The 19,057-nt window shown below is 39.3% G+C and carries 18 protein-coding genes and 1 tRNA gene; 14 read left to right on the top strand and 5 right to left on the bottom strand.

The genetic code is table 11. From position 1 onward, the window contains the following. Positions 1-1,715: methyl-accepting chemotaxis protein (locus DV63_RS10770; RefSeq protein ID WP_020982372.1), on the bottom strand; the 1,715-nt coding region annotated here is incomplete at its 3' end. A 201-nt stretch (positions 1,716-1,916) separates the two neighbouring features. Here DV63_RS10770 and thrC point away from each other — a divergent pair. Together thrC and DV63_RS10780 are read left to right on the top strand one after the other, a co-directional pair. Continuing rightward, a complete protein-coding gene (thrC, locus tag DV63_RS10775; RefSeq protein ID WP_001117277.1) occupies positions 1,917-3,377 on the top strand; it encodes a threonine synthase in 1,461 nt (486 codons plus the stop codon). 104 nt (positions 3,378-3,481) lie between these two features. Beyond that, positions 3,482-4,195 carry a hypothetical protein gene (locus DV63_RS10780; protein ID WP_000725101.1) on the top strand — a complete coding sequence of 238 codons (714 nt, stop codon included), beginning with the start codon at positions 3,482-3,484 and terminating at the stop codon, positions 4,193-4,195. A 151-nt stretch (positions 4,196-4,346) separates the two neighbouring features. Here the strand turns inward: DV63_RS10780 and DV63_RS10785 are convergent, their stop codons facing one another. Beyond that, positions 4,347-5,291 carry a D-2-hydroxyacid dehydrogenase gene (locus DV63_RS10785; RefSeq protein WP_000846799.1) on the bottom strand — a complete coding sequence of 315 codons (945 nt, stop codon included), beginning with the start codon at positions 5,289-5,291 and terminating at the stop codon, positions 4,347-4,349. A 72-nt stretch (positions 5,292-5,363) separates the two neighbouring features. Between DV63_RS10785 and DV63_RS10790 the strand changes: the two genes are divergently transcribed. The 3 genes from DV63_RS10790 to futC1 all read left to right on the top strand — a co-directional run bounded on the left by DV63_RS10790 (position 5,364) and on the right by futC1 (position 6,892). Then, entirely contained in the window at positions 5,364-5,894 is a 531-nt protein-coding gene (locus DV63_RS10790) for a hypothetical protein (protein ID WP_001125821.1), read from the top strand. A gap of 94 nt (positions 5,895-5,988) precedes the next feature. Next, entirely contained in the window at positions 5,989-6,417 is a 429-nt protein-coding gene (locus DV63_RS10795; RefSeq protein ID WP_020982373.1) for an O-fucosyltransferase family protein, read from the top strand. A 34-nt stretch (positions 6,418-6,451) separates the two neighbouring features. After that, complete coding sequence (futC1, locus tag DV63_RS10800) at positions 6,452-6,892, top strand: alpha-(1,2)-fucosyltransferase FutC1 (protein ID WP_017179744.1); 441 nt, start codon at positions 6,452-6,454, stop codon at positions 6,890-6,892. Between the two features lie 18 nt (positions 6,893-6,910). On the opposite strand, the gene DV63_RS10805 is transcribed toward futC1, so the two are convergent. From DV63_RS10805 to DV63_RS10815, 3 genes are all read right to left on the bottom strand, one after another. Continuing rightward, positions 6,911-7,735: a DNA-methyltransferase gene (locus DV63_RS10805; protein ID WP_000501302.1), complete on the bottom strand. Its 825-nt coding sequence runs from the start codon at positions 7,733-7,735 to the stop codon at positions 6,911-6,913. A 3-nt stretch (positions 7,736-7,738) separates the two neighbouring features. Then, on the bottom strand, positions 7,739-8,743 hold the full coding sequence (locus DV63_RS10810; RefSeq protein WP_000221020.1) for an HTH domain-containing protein: 1,005 nt from the start codon (positions 8,741-8,743) through the stop codon (positions 7,739-7,741). A gap of 216 nt (positions 8,744-8,959) precedes the next feature. Next, positions 8,960-9,051, bottom strand: a tRNA-Ser gene (locus tag DV63_RS10815). A gap of 129 nt (positions 9,052-9,180) precedes the next feature. Between DV63_RS10815 and fabD the strand changes: the two genes are divergently transcribed. The 9 genes from fabD to DV63_RS10860 all read left to right on the top strand — a co-directional run. Further along, entirely contained in the window at positions 9,181-10,110 is a 930-nt protein-coding gene (fabD, locus tag DV63_RS10820; RefSeq protein ID WP_001199056.1) for an ACP S-malonyltransferase, read from the top strand. A 10-nt stretch (positions 10,111-10,120) separates the two neighbouring features. Further along, positions 10,121-10,816, top strand: a complete 696-nt coding sequence (locus DV63_RS10825; RefSeq protein ID WP_000250148.1) for a 5'-methylthioadenosine/adenosylhomocysteine nucleosidase — start codon at positions 10,121-10,123, stop codon at positions 10,814-10,816. Between the two features lie 224 nt (positions 10,817-11,040). After that, positions 11,041-13,083: an RNA polymerase sigma factor RpoD gene (gene rpoD, locus DV63_RS10830; protein WP_000725859.1), complete on the top strand. Its 2,043-nt coding sequence runs from the start codon at positions 11,041-11,043 to the stop codon at positions 13,081-13,083. 20 nt (positions 13,084-13,103) lie between these two features. Then, entirely contained in the window at positions 13,104-14,477 is a 1,374-nt protein-coding gene (locus DV63_RS10835; protein WP_001268529.1) for an SH3 domain-containing C40 family peptidase, read from the top strand. Positions 14,478-14,530: 53 nt separating this feature from the next. Then, on the top strand, positions 14,531-15,883 hold the full coding sequence (locus DV63_RS10840; RefSeq protein ID WP_000061454.1) for an FAD-dependent oxidoreductase: 1,353 nt from the start codon (positions 14,531-14,533) through the stop codon (positions 15,881-15,883). 6 nt (positions 15,884-15,889) lie between these two features. Further along, the gene (locus DV63_RS10845; protein ID WP_001178794.1) at positions 15,890-16,078 is read left to right on the top strand and encodes a DUF5408 family protein; all 189 of its coding nucleotides are present in this window, start codon (positions 15,890-15,892) and stop codon (positions 16,076-16,078) included. Between the two features lie 307 nt (positions 16,079-16,385). Continuing rightward, positions 16,386-16,811: a 50S ribosomal protein L13 gene (gene rplM, locus DV63_RS10850; RefSeq protein ID WP_000167675.1), complete on the top strand. Its 426-nt coding sequence runs from the start codon at positions 16,386-16,388 to the stop codon at positions 16,809-16,811. Continuing rightward, positions 16,808-17,197 (top strand): 30S ribosomal protein S9, encoded by a 390-nt coding sequence (rpsI, locus tag DV63_RS10855; protein ID WP_001227269.1) that lies wholly within the window; start codon positions 16,808-16,810, stop codon positions 17,195-17,197. The genes rplM and rpsI overlap by 4 nt, the downstream gene beginning before the upstream one ends. Positions 17,198-17,348: 151 nt before the next feature. Continuing rightward, the coding region (locus DV63_RS10860) for a methyl-accepting chemotaxis protein (RefSeq protein WP_020982374.1) at positions 17,349-19,057 on the top strand (1,709 nt) is incomplete at its 3' end.

A 19,057-nucleotide genomic window follows, 5' to 3' on the forward strand; every position in this document is an offset into this window, starting at 1 on the left:
GCTTCAATAGCGGCGTTTAGGGCTAACAGATTCGTTTGATCAGCGATGTCTCTGATGATTTCTACAATGCTTTTAATGTCTTGCCCTTGTTCAATCATGGCTTCACTTTGAGAGCTCACGCTTTGAATGGAAGTGGTGATATTTTCTATCGTTTTGGAAGTTTCCATCAAGCTTTTGTGTTGGGAGTTTGAAGCCTTTTCTAAATTTTGCACGCATTCTTTTAAATTCGCGCTATCGTTCGCTAAATCTTTGGCAAAATTAGACGAAGTTTCTAGCATTTTTTGGATTTCTTGCCCTAAAGCGTTAGTAACCAATTCCACCCTACCCGAAGCGTTTTGGATCCGGCCTCTAAAATCCAAACCAGAATAGCTTTCAAAAATTTTGAAAATGCTTGGCATGTGAGTCCCTACGCTTTCTTGCAAATAATCCATGATCCCGTTTAGCGCGTCCCTCAATTCTTTCAAATCAGGGCTTGCGGGATCAGCTGTGATGCGCACCGCAAAATTCCCTGCTTTCACATCTGAAACCACTTTAATGGTGTCTTGGACGGCTTGCCTGTCTTCTTGCATGGTTTTTTGGGTTTGCAAGATATTTTTATTGATCGCTGTTTGCATGCGCCCTAATTCGTCATTGGATTTCGCTTCAATCAATTTAATATCGCTAGAATGGGCTTGATTGTTCAATAATTTAAAGAAATGGGACAAGGTGCTAGAAACGGCTTCCAAACGATTGCTCACAATCGCTCGCATTAAGAGAGTGATCGCTATGATTAAGGCTAACACCATGATCGCGCTCGCTATGATCACCACAAAACGCACCGAGCCCACTTGCTCATAGACCTTGTCTTTTTCAATGATTAAAGCGATCATCCAATTAAGGTTGTCTTTACTTTCTGTTTTGCCTAGCATTTTAAAGGTTTCAACGGCTAAAAAATTTTCTTTATGGCTAAAGGGATCCAGATATTCTAAAGTCGCTTTAGAGCCGTTTTCTAAAATAGTTAGCACTTCGTTGGTGGCTTTAGGCACGCTCTTATAAATTTCTGCGATAGATTTGTCTTGCAAACTCTTATTCGCGCTCAAAAGCACTTTACCCTTAACACCAATTAAAAACAAATCGCTCCTGTTTTTAGTGATTTCATTACTGAAGCTGTCAATGGAAAGAAAAACCATCAAAGCCCCTATAGCCTCTTGAGCGTTTTCATTCAATAAAGGTAAAAGAATATCAACCCCATAAACTTCCGCCCCATTAGGCATTTTCCTATAATAAGGCAAGCTTTTAGAAATTTCTTTATTTTTCATCGCTTTTTGCACTAAAGGGCTATTCCCCAATGACGGATTTTCCATTAATTTAATCGTATCGTTATCCCTTAAAAGCGTCAATCTTAAATCTTCTCTGTCTTTAAAAAACACGCTCGCCCCAGCGACATGCGAATTGGCTAAAATGAAGTTTTTTAACAAGTGGATTTTGATTTCTCTTTTGGTGTCTTTAGGGAGCATTTCTTTGACAATGCCCATGCTCGTATAGGTGCTTTCCAAAACCCCTTGCACTTCCTTAACCTTAAAATGCAAACTATCTTGCATAGAACGCAAGGTGTTTTCTTTTAAAATCTCTTTCACCCTGCTGTTTAAGGACACCCCTAAAATGCTCACGCACACGATCACAATCAACGCCACCCACAATATGATTTTATTACCGATACTCAAACCTTTAGACAAAACACAACCTTACTATGATGAATTTTTTGCCCACTTGCGGCAAAATTTTAAACCGCATTATAGTATTATAAGCATAAATCCAAAATTAAACTGGATTAAAAAAACGATCAATCATTCTCATTAAAAAACCATTTAAGGTTGCATTCGTTCTTTTAGGGTATGCTACGACTTGAAATTATCCAAATATAAAAAGGAATCATTATGCCTTTTGTCCCCACGCGCTCTTTGAAAGAAAAAAAGATTGATTTTATTGAAGCAATATTAAACCCCAACGCCCCCAAAGGCGGGCTTTACACTTTAGAGCATTTTGAAACGCTAGAATGGCAAGATTGTTTGAATCTGAGCTATAACGAGCTGGTAGAATGCGTGTTTGAACGATTGGGTTTAGAGATTCCTAAGGGTTTATTGACAGACGCTTTAAAACGCTATAAAAATTTTGATAACCCTAAAAATCCAGCCCCTATTTTTGCGCTCAATGAAAGGCTTTTTGTCCAAGAGCTCTACCATGGGCCTAGTTTGGCGTTTAAAGACATGGCGTTACAGCCTTTAGCGAGCTTGTTTTCTAATCTAGCGGTAGGGAAAAATGAAAAGTATTTAATGCTCGTTTCCACAAGTGGGGATACCGGCCCTGCGACTTTAGAAAGTTTGGCAGGCATGCCTAATGTTTTTGTGGTGTGTTTATACCCCAAAGACGGCACAAGCTTAGTCCAAAAGCTCCAAATGGTTACCCAAAGCGCTAGCAATTTAAAGGTCTTTGGGGTGAGTGGGGATTTTGATGATGCGCAAAACGCGCTCAAAAACCTTTTAAAAGACGATGATTTTAACGAGGCTTTAAAAGCACGCCAATTAAAATTAAGCGTGGCTAATTCCGTGAATTTTGGGCGCATCGCTTTTCAAATTGTCTATCATATTTGGGGCTTTTTGGAATTATATAAAAAAGGCGCGATCAATTCTAAAGAAAAAATCACCCTAGCCATACCCAGCGGTAATTTTGGGAACGCTTTAGGGGCGTTTTATGCCAAAAAAATGGGCTTGAATATCGCTAAAATCAAGGTCGTAACCAACAGCAACGATGTTTTAAGGGAGTTTATAGAGACAGGGCGTTACGATTTAACTCATCGCTCTTTAAAGCAAACTTTCTCGCCGGCTATGGATATTTTAAAAAGCTCTAACATGGAAAGGGTGCTTTTTAGCCTTTTTGGGTTTGAACGCACGCTAGAATTGATGCAAGCTTTAGAAGAAGAGAAATTTTATGCCTTAAAGCCTAAAGAATTAGCCCTTTTACAGGAGCATTTTTCTTGCGCGAGCTGTTCAGATGAAGCCTGTTTGAAAACAATCCAAGAAGTTTATGCAGAGCACCAATACCTGATTGACCCCCACACCGCCACCGCTCTAAACGCTAGCTTGAAAACCAACGAAAAAACCCTTGTTTCCGCCACCGCCTCTTATGAAAAATTCCCTAGAACCACCCTTTTAGCCCTAAACGAGCAAAAGAAAAACGATAACGATAAAGCCGCCCTAGAAACGCTTAAAAACAGCTACAATACCCCGGATAGCCAACGCCTTGATGATTTATTTGAAAGAGGGATCAAGCACCAAGAAGTTTTAAAACTCAATGAGATCAAAACTTCTATCCTTTTGTGGCTAGAAAGCCTACATTAAATCTTTTTTAAGCCCTTATTCCTAATAAAATCTTAATTTTAAGTCAAACTACACTATAATAAGGAAATTCTAAACGAAGATTAAACTGAATGAAAGGAGTTTGAATGAAAAAAATCGTTTTAGTAGCGATAGCCTTATTGATGAGCGCTTGCGCAAGCTATAAGATCACGCCTGAACATGTTACTTCCTATAATAATGGGATTCAAGTGATGACCTCCACGCAAGCCAAATCTAAAGTCCAGTTAGAAATCGCTCAAAGCAAATTGAAAGGTTTGAATGAACCCCCCTTAGTGCTGTATGTAGCGGCGCAAGTTATAGAGGGAAATCCTGTGGTGTTTAGCCGTAAAGCCATTTCAGTGTCTATCAACCAAACGAATTTACCGGTCTTAAGCTTGAGACAGGTGATGAAATCCAGTTTTGATTTTGAGGGCATTTTACAAAGCTTTAATATCAGCGTGCCGACCGCCCCTATTGATAATATCAATATGATCACCCCGCCTATGTTTTATTACGGGCAAGGGAGTTTTTTAGCTTATAACGGCATGATGTATGGGGGAATGGGCATGTATGGGCCGGGCTTTGGCATGATGATGATGGATGATGTAGAAGAGCAAGAGGTCATGCAAGAAAGCCGCCAGGCTTTAAAGATCCTAGCGATCAATTATCTTAAAAACAACACCCTTAACGTTGAAGGTAAGGCTAGGGGAGGGTTTGTGGTGGTGGATACCAAAAACCTTAAAACCCCGGGCGTGGTGGTGGTTAAAGTCTTTTTAGAAGATGAAATCCACACCTTTAAAATTGATATTTCTAAGATGTAATCGTTCTCTTTAATAAAAGCCTTTGGGCCAATCCACCTAAAGGCTTTTTCTTAATGGGTTAAAAACGATTAAACCCTACTCCATTTTTTAGATTTTATGGCAAAAGAGAAGAAAAGCCAAACAATCAAACCCTCTCCATAAAATCCTACTTTTATTTTTGGGAAGCTAAAAAGTCCCGGATATTTTCTTTGGTTTTTTCTATCAAGGTTTTCAAGCTGTCGCTATACGCCCATGCGATATGGGGGGTTAAAAGCAATTTATTTTGGATCTTTGGGTTCAAAAACGCATGATCTTTTTCAAAAGGCTCTTTCACAAACACATCGCTCGCGTAATACAAATCTTTGGTTTCTAAAGTTAAAGCCAAATCCTTTTCATTCACAATGCCCCCACGCCCCACATTGATTAAAATCGCCCCTTCTTTTAGGCTTTGCAATTCTTTGAGAGCGATTAAATCGCGCGTGCTTTCATTTAAGGGGGCATGAATGCTGATAATACCGCTTGTTTTAAGCAATTCCTCTAAACTCAAGCGCTCATACTCTTCTTTTTTATCTTTAGGGGAATAATACACCACCTTTGCCCCAAAAGCTTGAGCGAGCTTGGCGACTCTTTTACCGATTGCGCCTAAACCAATAACCCCCCATTGACCCCCTTTAATAAGCCCCATTTTCATACCGCTAATGTGCGTAAAAATATCGCTTTGACTGTATTCCCCGCTTTTGCAGTAACGATCGTAATCATTGATCCTCCCCAACAAAGACAACGCGCATGCTAAAGTGTGCTGGGCTACAGATTCCGTAGAATAAGCGCTCACGTTTTTGACTTCTATGCCTAAAGCTTTCGCGCTTTTTATATCCACATTATCCGTGCCTGTAGCGGTGATGCAAATGAGTTTGAGTTTGGGCAATTGGCTTAAAACCTCTTGAGTGATAACGACTTTATTCAATACCATAATTTCAGCTTCAATTGATCGTTCAACGATTTGACTGGGCGAAGTAACCTCATAAAAATCAAAATCCGCTACTTCTTTTAAAACTTCTAGCGCTTTTAACCCCACGCTTTTAGCGTCTAAGATTACGCCTTTTTTGAATGTTTTCATCTCTTTACTCCTAGATTTAATTTTAAAGTTATATAATTAAACCACAAAATCCTTTTTTAAAAGAAACTAAGCATGCCAAAACCCAAGAAAAACACCCTCCCTTGTAGCCTTTCTGTCAAAATGTCTTATTTCATGCGCCTTCTCATTAAATGGCGCACCCGTTCTTTAAGCCATAAAATGATGACTCTCATTCAAATTTTAAGTATTTTAGCCTTAGCGAGCAAGGCCAGTGAAGATTTAGAAGAGCAGCTCAAAAAAATCAAAGATTACATTTATAGAACCCTAAACGCTAAAATCGCATCGGATGTGTATAACCGGGTGCTTATTTTAGTGAATGAATATTGCACTAATGAAGAATTGCTTGATAAAGAGAGCATTAAAATTTCAGATTTACTCATTCAAGACATTCAGCTTTACGCTTTAGTGGATGAAATGCTTAAAGAAGATAAATACCAGGTCCAGCACACCATTTTAAAGGGCATCATCAAGCGCAAATACGATGAAGCCTACTCGCTCAATAGCGAAGACAGGATTCTTTTAGAATACCAAGAACGCTTGCTAGAACCCTCATACGCGTCTTTTTCAAATAAAAAATTCAAATGATTTGAAAGCGTTACCCCACTTTTTAGGTTTTTATTGAAAAAGGGCTTTAAAATGAGCTAAAATGAGCGTTTTATTTGAAAAACAAAGGGATTGAATGGCTTTTAAGGTGGTGCAAATTTGTGGGGGGCTTGGGAATCAAATGTTTCAATACGCTTTCGCTAAAAGTTTGCAAAAACACCTTAATACGCCCGTGCTATTAGATACAACTTCTTTTGATGGGAGCAATAGGAAAATGCAATTAGAGCTTTTCCCTATTGATTTGCCCTATGCGAGTGAAAAAGAAATCGCTATAGCTAAAATGCAACACCTCCCCAGGCTAGTAAGAGAGGCGCTCAAATGCATGGGGTTTGATAGGGTGAGTCAAGAAATCGTTTTTGAATACGAGCCTAAATTATTAAAGCCAAGCCGCTTGACTTATTTTTTTGGCTATTTCCAAGATCCACGATATTTTGATGCTATATCCCCTTTAATCAAGCAAACCTTCACTCTACCCCCCCCCCCCGAAAATAATAGAAAACAATAAAAAAAAAGAGGAAGAATACCACCGCAAGCTTTCTTTGATTTTAGCCGCTAAAAACAGCGTGTTTGTGCATATAAGAAGAGGGGATTATGTGGGGATTGGCTGTCAGCTTGGTATTGATTATCAAAAAAAGGCACTTGAGTATATGGCAAAGCGCGTGCCAAACATGGAGCTTTTTGTGTTTTGCGAAGACTTAGAATTCACGCAAAACCTTGATCTGGGCTACCCTTTTATAGACATGACCACTAGGGATAAAGAAGAAGAGGGATATTGGGACATGTTACTCATGCAATCTTGCCAGAATGGCGTTATCGCTAATAGCACTTATAGCTGGTGGGCGGCTTATTTGATAAAAAATCCTGAAAAAATCATTATTGGCCCCAAACACTGGCTTTTTGGGCATGAAAATATCCTTTGTAAGGAATGGGTGAAAATAGAATCCCATTTTGAGGTAAAATCCCAAAAGTATAACGCTTAAAGCGGCTTAAAAAGGGGCTTACTGGTGGTTTAAATCTTTGATCTTGGATCGGATTTCTTTATAACGCGCGTCTAATTCTATTTTTCTGTCCATGGATATTTTGATAAACCCGCTTTCTTTTTCTATGCCGATAAATTGCCTTTTCAAAAGGTTAGCCGCAATGCCTGTGGTAGAGCTCCCGCTAAAAGGATCGCCAATGAGGGAATTTTCATCGCTCGCCATTAAAAGTAAACGCACCAATAAAGCGAGGGGTTTTTGAGTGGGGTGCTTGCCATTAGCTTTTTCCCACGGAGCGATCGCCGGGAAGCTCCACACATCACGCATTTGTTTATCATTATTGATCTTTTTTAAAACCTCATAGTTAAAAACATGCTTATGCTTGTAGCTTTTCCTCGCCCAAATGATTTGCTCAGCGGAATGCGTCAAATAACGGCAGCTGAAATTGGGCGGGGGGTTGGTCTTTTGCCAGGTAATGAGATTTAAAATCTTAAAATCCAATTTTTGTAAAATACGCCCCAAAGAAAAGATGTTGTGGTAAGTCCCACTGATTAAAAGGCTTCCTGTGTTTTTTAAAGCCTTTTTGGCGTTGTTTATCCACTGGTAATTGAACTCATCAATGTCATTAATCCCATTTTCTTTATCCCAATCGCCTTTATTGACGCTCACGATTTTACCGCTCTGTATGCTTAAGCTGTCATTAGAAAGGAAATAAGGCGGATCAGCAAAAATCAAATCAAACTGGTTTTCAAATTGGGGCAAAACCTCATTGCAATCCCCTTGATAAAGGGTAAAAAGCTGGTCTGTGCTTTTAAAAATGGGACAAGAAAGATAAGACGCTCCCATTTTTTATTCTGCTTTAATGCCTTTATCTTTAATGTATTTTTGCATTGCTTCATCACCAAGCACTTCATCAAAAAAATTCTCCATATCCACTGCCGTATCAAGTCCTTTTTCAATTTGCTTATTAATCTTTTCCATAAAAGGCTTAAAATCCTTCGGACTTTGTTCTACAAGCATGTTAAGTGTGGGTATATCAATCTCCCTTTCTTTAGCTGGCAACAAGATTTTGGAGTTTGAAATCTCAGATTCTAGCTTGATAACCCCTATGCCAAAGCTTTGGTTGAGCCGTCTTAATTCGCCCAAAACTTCATCTTCATCTTCAATCTTAAAAACCACCAAATACCCCTCATTAGCCCAAGTAGAATTGCTCACCGCTTGGAAATAGCTTTCTTTCAAATTGGAAAAACTAAGCTCTTTTTTAAGCTCAAAGGAAAAAAGCTTGTGTCTTTTTTGACCGGTATGGTGTAAAAATTTCAAAGTTTCTTCTTTATATTCATTGTAGGGAAAATATTTATTATAGGGAAAATACACGCCCACGATGTCAGGATAATTCCACTCACACTTGCCTTTTTTATCTTTTAGGCACTTTTCATGGCGGATGGTTTTGCATAGGAGCCTGAAATTTGGATCTTCGCTGAGGAATTTCACAAGCAGTGGGTGTAAAACCCTTTCGTTAAAAGAGTTTTTTTGTTTTTTGGCTGTGTCTGAACACTCGCTCTGTTCATTATCTTCTTCTTTAGCATCTGGAGTTTCTTGTGGGGGAAATTCTCTTTCACGAGATTTGAGCCAATAGTAATGGGTTCCTTTTTCTTTGCGTGCAACATAGAATTGCTTGTCTTCCTCTTTAATGTTGTGCTCACCAAGCTGACTTCCAAGACTATGAGAAAGTATTTTTCCGTCGTTGCGTTCTTTATCCAATCCCATTCCACAAGCTCTCTCCCAAATTTCTTTAGGTTTCAAAGGCCTCTCTGCTTGTTCTAAAACTTTTTTACCTAATTCTATGTAAGTCATGTTCTTTCTTTTTTGTGGTTATGAGCAGAAACGATTATACTCAAAATGTTTGAAAATACCGCAACCCTTATAGGGCTTAGGCTGGGTGTCTCTCTTCACCCAACCTAAAATTTGTATTTGTAAAATCTGTAAAAGGAGTGTCGTAAAAGGAATGCTTAGAAACTATAGTGTCTCGTTAATACATTCTAAACAAAAAGTTTTTAAGGGCAAAAAGGCTGGCGGACAGGGAGGGATTCGAACCCTCGGTAACCTTGACGGCTACGCATCCTTAGCAGGGATGTGGTTTCAGCCAACTCACCCACCTGTCCTTCAAAAAGTAGAATTATAGTAAAAATAAGTTAAAATAAACCTTAAACTTTAATGGTTTCTAAACAAAACTAAGGGCTTTTATATTACAATCTCAAATTATGGATTAATAAAATTTAAAGGATAACACCATGCAATACGCACTATTATTTCCAGGGCAAGGCTCGCAATGTATAGGAATGGGGAAATCATTCTATGAGAGCCACACCCTAGCTAAAGAATTGTTTGAAAGGGCTTCTAACGCGCTTAAAGTGGATATGAAAAAAACGCTTTTTGAAGAAAATGAGCTTTTAAAAGAGAGCACTTACACCCAGCCTGCCATTTATTTAGTGAGCTACATCGCTTACCAATTGCTCAACAAGCAAGCAAATGGGGGGTTAAAACCCGTTTTTGCTTTAGGGCATTCGCTCGGCGAAGTGAGCGCGGTGTCTTTGAGCGGGGCGTTAGATTTTGAAAAAGCCCTCAAACTCACGCACCAAAGAGGCAAAATGATGCAAGAAGCGTGCCTGAATAAAGACGCTTCCATGATGGTCGTTTTGGGCGTTTCTGAAGAAAGCCTTTTAAGCTTGTGTCAAAGAACCAAAAACGTGTGGTGCGCGAATTTCAATGGCGGCATGCAAGTGGTTTTAGCCGGGGTTAAAGACGATTTGAAAGCCCTAGAGCCGACTTTAAAGGAAATGGGGGCTAAAAGAGTGGTTTTTTTAGAAATGAGCGTGGCGAGCCATTGCCCTTTTTTAGAGCCTATGATTTTTAAATTCCAGGAATTGCTAGAAAAAAGCCTGAAAGATAAATTCCATTTTGAAATCATCTCCAATGCGACTAACGAAGCGTATCACAACAAAGCCAAAGCCGTTGAACTATTGAGTTTGCAACTCACTCAGCCGGTGCGTTATCAAGACTGCGTGAAATCCAATAATGACCGAGTGGATGTCTTTTTTGAATTAGGCTGTGGGAGTGTGTTAAAGGGGCTTAACAAGCGATTGAGCAACAAACCCACCATAAGCGTGGGGGATAATAAAGGGCTTGATGAAGCCATTGAGTTTTTAGAAGAATACGTGTGATTGGGAGAAAATGGTGCAAAAAATTGGCATTTTAGGGGCGATGAGAGAAGAAATAACCCCTATACTAGAATTGTTTGGCGTGGATTTTGAAGAGATCCCTTTAGGGGGGAATGTTTTCCATAAAGGCGTTTATCATAACAAGGAAATCATTGTCGCTTACAGCAAGATTGGCAAGGTGCATTCCACTTTAACCACAACGAGCATGATTTTAGCGTTTGGCGTTCAAAAGGTGCTTTTTAGTGGGGTGGCTGGGAGTTTGGTTAAAGATTTAAAAATCAATGATTTGTTAGTGGCTATTCAATTAGTCCAGCATGATGTGGATTTGAGCGCGTTTAACCACCCTTTAGGGTTCATCCCAGAAAGCACGATTTTTATTGAAACGAGCGAAAGTTTGAACGCTTTGGCTAAAAAAGTCGCTAATGAGCAACATATCGCGCTCAAAGAAGGCGTCATCGCATCAGGCGATCAGTTTGTGCATAGCAAAGAAAGGAAAGAGTTTTTAGTTAGCGAGTTTAAAGCGAGCGCGGTGGAAATGGAGGGGGCGAGCGTGGCGTTTGTGTGCCAAAAATTTGGCGTGCCATGCTGTGTGTTAAGGAGCATTAGCGATAACGCTGATGAGGAAGCTAACATGAGCTTTGATGCGTTTTTAGAAAAAAGCGCTCAAACTTCAGCGAAATTCTTAAAAAGCATGGTGGATAAGCTTTAGGGCTTGTTTTTACTAAACGCAAACCATTAAAACCTTATTTTTAAAAAAATGGGGGTTTTTAAATTTTATTTTAAACTCATTATTCAGTAAAACAGAACCAAATCCCAATAATATAATTAGAATTTAAGCTATTTTTTAGTAGAATAGCAGAGGATTAGGTGTATCTTATCTTATGGATCTAGCTTTTGATTGAAAGCATGGGTTCTTATTTTATGGAGTGTCCAATGAAAAAGAAAGCTAACGAAGAAAAAGCCCCCAAAAGAGCTAAACAGGAAGCCAAAGCAGAAGCCACACAAGAAGTCGCACAAGAAAATAAAACTAAGGAAAACAATAAAGCCAAAGAGAGCAAAATTAAAGAAAATAAAACCAAAGAAAGCAAAATCAAAGAAGCTAAAGCGAAAGAACCTATTCCTGTTAAAAAGCTTAGTTTTAATGAAGCGTTAGAAGAATTGTTCGCTAATTCCTTAAGCGATTGCGTTTCTTATGAGTCCATCATTCAAATCAGCGCGAAAGTCCCCACTCTAGCCCAAGTCAGAAAAATCAAAGAATTGTGCCAAAAATACCAAAAGGAATTGGTCAGCTCTTCAGAATACGCTAAAAAACTCAATGCGATTGACAAGATTAAAAACACCGAAGAAAAGCAAAAAGTTTTAGATGAAGAATCAGAAGATGGCTATGACTTTTTGAAAGAAAAGGATTTTTTAGAGTGGAGCAGAAGCGACAGCCCGGTGCGCATGTATTTGCGTGAAATGGGGGATATAAAACTTTTAAGCAAAGATGAAGAGATTGAATTGAGCAAGCAAATCCGCTTGGGTGAAGACATTATTTTAGACGCGATTTGCTCGGTGCCGTATTTGATTGATTTTATTTATGCGTATAAAGACGCTTTAATCAATCGTGAACGAAGGGTTAAAGAGCTTTTCAGGAGCTTTGATGATGACGATGAAAATAGCGTGAGCGATTCTAAAAAAGATGACGACAACGAAGAAGACGAAGAAAACGAAGAAAGGAAAAAAGTCGTTTCCGAAAAAGACAAGAAGCGCGTAGAAAAGGTTCAAGAAAGCTTTAAAGCCCTAGATAAGGCTAAAAAAGAATGGCTCAAAGCCCTTGAAGCCCCTGTAGATGAAAAAGAAGATGAGCTAGTGCGTTTATTGACCCTAGCTTACAAACGCCAAACGCTCAAAGACAGACTCTATGATTTAGAGCCTACTAGCAAACTGATTAATGAATTGGTCAAAACGATGGAGACCACTTTAAAAAGCGGCGATGGGTTTGAAAAAGAGTTGAAACGCTTGGAATACAAGCTACCCTTATTCAATGATGTTTTGATCGCTAACCATAAAAAAATTCTCGCTAATATCACTAACATGACTAAAGAGGACATTATCGCTCAAGTGCCAGAAGCGACTATGGTGAGCGTGTATATGGATCTTAAAAAACTTTTTTTGACTAAAGAAGCGAGCGAAGAAGGCTTTGATTTAGCCCCCAACAAGCTGAAAGAAATTTTAGAGCAAATCAAAAGAGGGAAATTGATTTCCGATCGCGCTAAAAACAAAATGGCTAAATCCAATTTAAGGTTGGTGGTGAGCATCGCTAAACGATTCACGAGTAGAGGCTTACCTTTCTTGGATTTAATTCAAGAGGGTAATATCGGCTTGATGAAAGCGGTGGATAAGTTTGAGCATGAAAAGGGCTTCAAGTTTTCTACCTATGCGACCTGGTGGATCAAGCAAGCTATCAGCAGAGCCATAGCCGATCAAGCCCGCACTATCCGCATCCCCATTCACATGATTGACACCATTAATCGCATCAACAAAGTCATGCGCAAACACATTCAAGAAACCGGCAAAGAGCCTGATTTGGAAGTGGTGGCTGAAGAAGTGGGGCTTTCGTTAGATAAGGTGAAGAATGTGATTAAGGTTACTAAAGAGCCTATCAGTTTGGAAACCCCAGTAGGCAATGATGATGACGGCAAATTTGGGGATTTCGTGGAAGATAAAAATATCGTTAGTTCCATTGATCACATCATGCGCGAAGATTTAAAAGCGCAAATTGAAAGCGTTTTGGATCAGTTGAATGAGCGAGAAAAAGCGGTGATCCGCATGCGTTTTGGGCTTTTAGACGATGAAAGCGATCGAACTTTAGAAGAAATTGGCAAGGAATTGAATGTTACTAGAGAAAGGGTGCGCCAGATTGAAAGCTCTGCGATTAAAAAATTGAGAAGCCCGCAATACGGGCGCATTTTAAGAAACTATTTGCGCATTTGATGTTAAGGTTTCTCTAAAGCATGCGTTATTTTCTTATAGTTTTCTTGTTTTTGTTTGTGGGTTGCACAAAAAAGGATTTCACGCTCAAAGATTTATCCTTACCCCAAGAGGCTTCAAGCTATCTTGCAAGCTCTCAAAATGGCAGTAACAACAATCAAAGCATTGACCCCCAAGCGTTAAGAGAAAAATTAAAAGAGAGCTACCTCAAAGCGTGGTATTCCCCATGGCTAGATGCAAAAGTCAAAAGCAATAAAAAAGAAGTGTTTTGGATTCTCAAAGAGATGAATAAATCCACCGGTTATGGCGAAGATCTAAAACCTAACGCAAAAGCTTTCAATGATGAGCTTATTAAAAGCATGGATATTGAGCATTACCCAAGCGCTAAGATTAAGGCTGTTGTGGTGCGAGATAGCGATGTAAGGGCTGTGCCTACTAACAAACCTTATTACCTTTCTCCAAAAGGCTATCCTTTTGACAGGTATCAAAATTCGCTGATTTTTCAAGGCACGCCGGTTTTAGTCACGCATTTTAATCTAGATAAAACTTACGCCCATATTCAAAGCAGTTTTGTTTATGGCTGGATTAAAGTTAGCGATTTAGCTTACATGCGCGATAAAGACATAGAGCTTTTAACCAAGCTTAAAAATTATGTCATGCCTATAAAAGACAAAATCCCCCTTTATACAGACTATGGGGATTTTTACACCGATGCTAGGGTGGGCGAATTGTTCGCTCTCATCCCCCAAAGTCAAAACGCATCTCAAAAACCCCAAAAAAAGGAATTGAAAGCCTATGGTTTTTTGAGAGACGCTAAGGGCTATGCGACTTTACAAAGCGTGATCTTAGAAGAAAAGGATTTTTTTGTTTTCCCTAAGGCTTTTAACAGCGAGAACATGGCGTATTTTATAGACACCATGCTAGGGCAAAAATACGGCTGGGGTGGGCTATTGGGTAATAGGGATTGCTCGGCTTTCACTAGGGATAGTTTTGCTAATTTTGGTATTTTGCTCCCCAGAAATTCCTACGCACAAAGCCGTTATGCGAACAATTATGTGGATTTAAGCTCCATGAAAGCCAAAGAAAAAGAAGACTACATCCTTAAAAACGCCACGCCTTTTGGAACGCTCATCTATTTAAAAGGGCATATCATGCTCTATTTAGGCGCATACAACCATCAAGCGATAGTCGCTCACAGCATTTGGTCGGTGCAAACCCAAAAGCATTTTAAAACCTTGAGCCATAAAATAGGAGGCGTGGTGATCACTTCATTATGGCTAGCGGAAGAACATAACGGGGCGTTTTCTAAAAAGAAATTATTGATTGATAGGGTGCTTGGAATGAGCGATTTGAAAGATTTTGTCCATAAAACTTCAAGCCCTTTGAATGCGAATTGATTTTCTTATACTATGATTACGATTTATCAATTTAAAACATTTGGAGAAAGACAATGAGTATGGAATTTGATGCTGTGATTATTGGAGGCGGGGTTTCAGGGTGCGCGACCTTTTATACTTTGAGCGAATACAGCTCTTTAAAACGCGTGGCTATCGTGGAAAAATGCTCTAAATTAGCTCAAATCAGCTCCAGCGCTAAAGCTAATTCACAAACCATTCATGATGGCTCTATTGAAACGAATTACACTCCCGAAAAAGCTAAAAAAGTGCGTTTGAGCGCTTATAAGACCAGGCAATACGCGCTCAATAAAGGTTTGCAAAATGAAGTGATTTTTGAAACCCAGAAAATGGCTATAGGCGTGGGCGATGAAGAATGCGAGTTCATGAAAAAACGCTACGAATCCTTTAAAGAAATCTTTGTGGGGCTAGAAGAATTTGACAAACAAAAGATTAAAGAATTAGAGCCTAATGTGATTTTAGGGGCTAATGGCATAGACAGGCATGAAAACATTGTCGGGCATGGTTATCAAAAAGATTGGAGCACCATGAATTTTGCGAAGTTGAGCGAAAACTTCGTTGAAGAAGCTTTAAAATTAAGGCCTAACAACCAGGTGTTTTTGAATTTCAAAGTGAAAAAGATTGAAAAACGCAACGATACTTATGCGCTCATTTCAGAAGACGCTGAAGAAGTGTATGCTAAATTCGTGCTGGTCAATGCCGGCTCTTACGCTTTGCCTTTGGCTCAGAGCATGGGTTATGGCCTAGATTTAGGGTGCTTGCCTGTGGCGGGCAGTTTTTATTTTGTGCCGGATTTATTAAGGGGCAAGGTTTATACCGTTCAAAACCCTAAACTCCCTTTTGCAGCCGTGCATGGCGACCCTGATGCCGTCATTAAAGGAAAAACACGAATCGGGCCTACCGCTTTAACGATGCCTAAATTAGAGCGCAACAAATGCTGGCTTAAGGGCATTAGCTTGGAATTGTTGAAAATGGATTTGAATAAAGACGTGTTTAAAATCGCGTTTGATTTGATGAGCGATAAAGAAATCCGTAATTATGTGTTTAAAAACATGGTTTTTGAATTGCCTATTATCGGTAAAAGGAAATTTTTAAAAGACGCTCAAAAAATCATCCCCTCTCTTAGCCTAGAAGATTTAGAATACGCTCATGGTTTTGGCGAAGTGCGCCCGCAAGTTTTAGACAGAACCAAGCGAAAACTGGAATTAGGCGAAAAAAAGATTTGCACGCATAAAGGCATCACTTTTAACATGACCCCCTCTCCAGGCGCGACGAGCTGCTTGCAAAACGCCCTTGTGGATTCCCAAGAAATCGCTGCATATTTGGGCGAGAGCTTTGAATTAGAACGCTTTTATAAAGATTTATCCCCAGAAGAATTGGAAAATTAAAAACGCATGCAAAACGAACAAGAAGCCCGAGAAATCGCTAAAAAAGCCGTTAAGATCGTGTTTTTTTTAGGGCTTGTAGTGGTGCTTTTGATGATGGTAAACCTTTACATGCTCATCAATCAAATCAACGCGAGCGCTCAAATGAGCCAACAAATCAAAAAGATAGAAGAAAGGCTTAATCAGGAGCGAAAATAAAGGCTTTTTGTATTTTTACGATCAAATAGTAAAAAGCTTATCTTTTAATCAAGCGGTAATTTTTAAGCGGTCTTTTGGGGTTAGGGGGTTTTTAGTTGGGGGTTGTAGGGGAGAGTTATTTCAAAATGCCCCCCCTATCCTCTTAAGAAAATGGGTTTTACTTAAGAAATGAGTTTTACAATAAAATCTGAAACGATAAAACAAAGTAGCCAAAATCCCCTTTTCAAACTTTAAACTTTTCTTAAATTCAGCAATATTTAAGCTTATTTCCTTATAATGGGTGCTTTAATTTTATCAAAGGATTCTTATGACAAAGACTGCTAAAGTCAATGACATCGTTCGTGATTGGGTCGTTTTAGACGCTAAAGACAAAGTTTTTGGCCGCTTGATCACTGAAATCGCTGTACTTTTAAGAGGCAAACACCGCCCTTTTTACACCCCTAATGTGGATTGCGGGGATTTTGTGGTGGTTATCAACGCCAATAAGGTTAAATTTTCAGGCATGAAATTAGAGGATAAAGAGTATTTTACCCATTCAGGTTATTTTGGCAGCACCAAGAGCAAGACTCTCCAAGAAATGCTAGAAAAAACCCCCGAAAAGCTCTACCACTTAGCCGTTAGGGGCATGCTCCCTAAAACGAAATTAGGGAAAGCGATGATTAAAAAACTCAAAGTTTATCGTGATGATAAGCACCCTCACACCGCACAAACTAGCAAAAAGGACGCTAAATGAGAAAAATCTATGCTACCGGTAAAAGAAAAACCGCTATCGCTAAAGTGTGGCTCACTCCGGGTAAAGGCGAATTGAGTATCAATGAGCAGAGCCTGAATCAATGGTTAGGCGGGCATGAAGCCATTAAAATGAAAGTCATGCAACCCTTACTTTTAACCAAACAAGAGCAGTCTGTGGATATTAAAGCGGTGGTTTTTGGTGGGGGCTACTCAGCGCAAGCGGAAGCCTTAAGGCATGGCATTTCTAAAGCTTTGAACGCTTATGATATTGCTTTTAGAGCCATTTTAAAACCTAAGGGCTTGCTCACTAGGGATTCAAGGGTGGTTGAACGCAAAAAATATGGTAAAAGAAAGGCTAGAAGAAGCCCGCAATTCTCCAAAAGGTAATTTTTATTTCTTTAGCTATTCTTTGGGGGAGCTTTGGAGGGCTTTGGCTCTCTTTCATTTTCTTTCTGCTTTTTTCTCTCTTGTTTTATTAAAATTTCAAAATAATGTATAATAATCGTTCTCTATCAATAGTTTTAAAAGGGCAAAGGGAATGAAATCTACAAGAATTGGTTCTAAAATCGTCATGATGGTGTGTGCGGTCGTTATTACCATTAGCGCTGTTATGGGCGTTATTATCAACCACAAGGTTGAAAGCGTGTTGCAAAGCCAAGCCACAGAATTGTTGCAAAAAAAGGCTCAGTTAGTCAGTTTTAAAATTCAAGGCATCATTAAACGCATTTTTATTGGCGCTAACACCCTTGAAAAATTCTTAAGCGATGAAAATAACGCTATCAACGACACCCTAAAAAGGCGCATGCTCTCTGAGTTTTTGCTGGCAAACCCTCATGTGTTATTGGTTAGTGCGATTTATACGAATAATAATGAACGAATTATCACTGCAATGAGCATGGATTCAAAAATCGCCTACCCTAATACCACGCTCAATGAAAACATGATCAATCAAATCCGTTCGCTCAAAGAGATAGCCCGTTCAGATCCCTATTATAAAGAGGTTAATGGCGACAAAATCTATGGCATGGATATTACCCTCCCCCTAATGGGTAAGAATCAAAATATTATAGGCGTGCTGAACCTCTTTTTAAACATTGACGCTTTTTATACCGATGTGGTAGGCGAGAAAAAGAGCAACACCTTTTTAATGGGGAAAGATGGCAGGCTTTTAATCAGCCCTAATCGTGAGATCCAAGATAAGATTTTAAGCGCTATCAATCCGGATAGAAGAGTCGCTAAAGCTGTGGAGTATTACAACCAAAACGAAGCGGGCACTTTGAGCTACCATTCATTGAGCGGGAATACAGAAACCTTTTTAGCCATACAGCCCTTTGATTTTTTTGAAGAAAAAGGGGATAACGGCAATCATTGGCGTTGGGCGATTGGGAAATACGTCAATAAATCTTTAGTCTTTAAAGAAGCGACAAACACCAAATTCATTATTATCACCACTTTGATTTTAGGCGTGCTGGTGTTAGCCTTTTTAGTCTTTATCATCGTTTCCAGTCTCATAACCAAACGCATCAGTAGGGTCAATAACACCCTAAACGATTTTTTCAACTTGCTCAATAACCCCAAAAATAACCATGCCATAAGCCTAACGCCCCCAAGCGCTTATGATGAAATCGGGCAAATGCAAGCTTCTATCAATGAAAACATTCTTAAAACCCAAGAAAACATTCAAGCCGATAATAAAGCCATTCAAAACAGCATTGAAGTGGCTAATTTTGTGGAAAGTGGGGATTTCACGCAAGAAATCGCATGCGTGCCTAAAAATAAAGATTTGCAAGCTTTAAGAAACACGATTAATAGCATTATCCAGTATTTCCGCAACCAAATTGGCACCAATATTGAAGCCCTAAATAACGCCCTAGAGCATTATAAAAACCTGGATTTCACCCACCATATCCAAGATCCTAAAGCCAACATGGAAAAAGCACTCAACACTTTAGGGCAAGAAATTTCTAGCATGCTTAAAGCTTCTTTAGGGTTTGCGAACGCGCTCAATCATGAATCCAAAGATTTAAAAACTTGCGTGGATAATTTGACCAAAACCGCCCACAAGCAAGAAAGAAGCCTGAAAAACACCACTCAATCCTTAGAAGAAATCACTAATATTATCACAACAATTGATTCTAAAAGCCAAGAGATGATCTCTCAAGGCGAAGACATTAAAAGCGTGGTGGATATGATTAGAGATATTGCCGATCAGACGAATCTATTAGCCCTAAACGCCGCTATTGAAGC

Source organism: Helicobacter pylori FD535, assembly GCF_000296015.2.
In the GTDB taxonomy this organism is placed as follows: domain Bacteria; phylum Campylobacterota; class Campylobacteria; order Campylobacterales; family Helicobacteraceae; genus Helicobacter; species Helicobacter pylori_CT.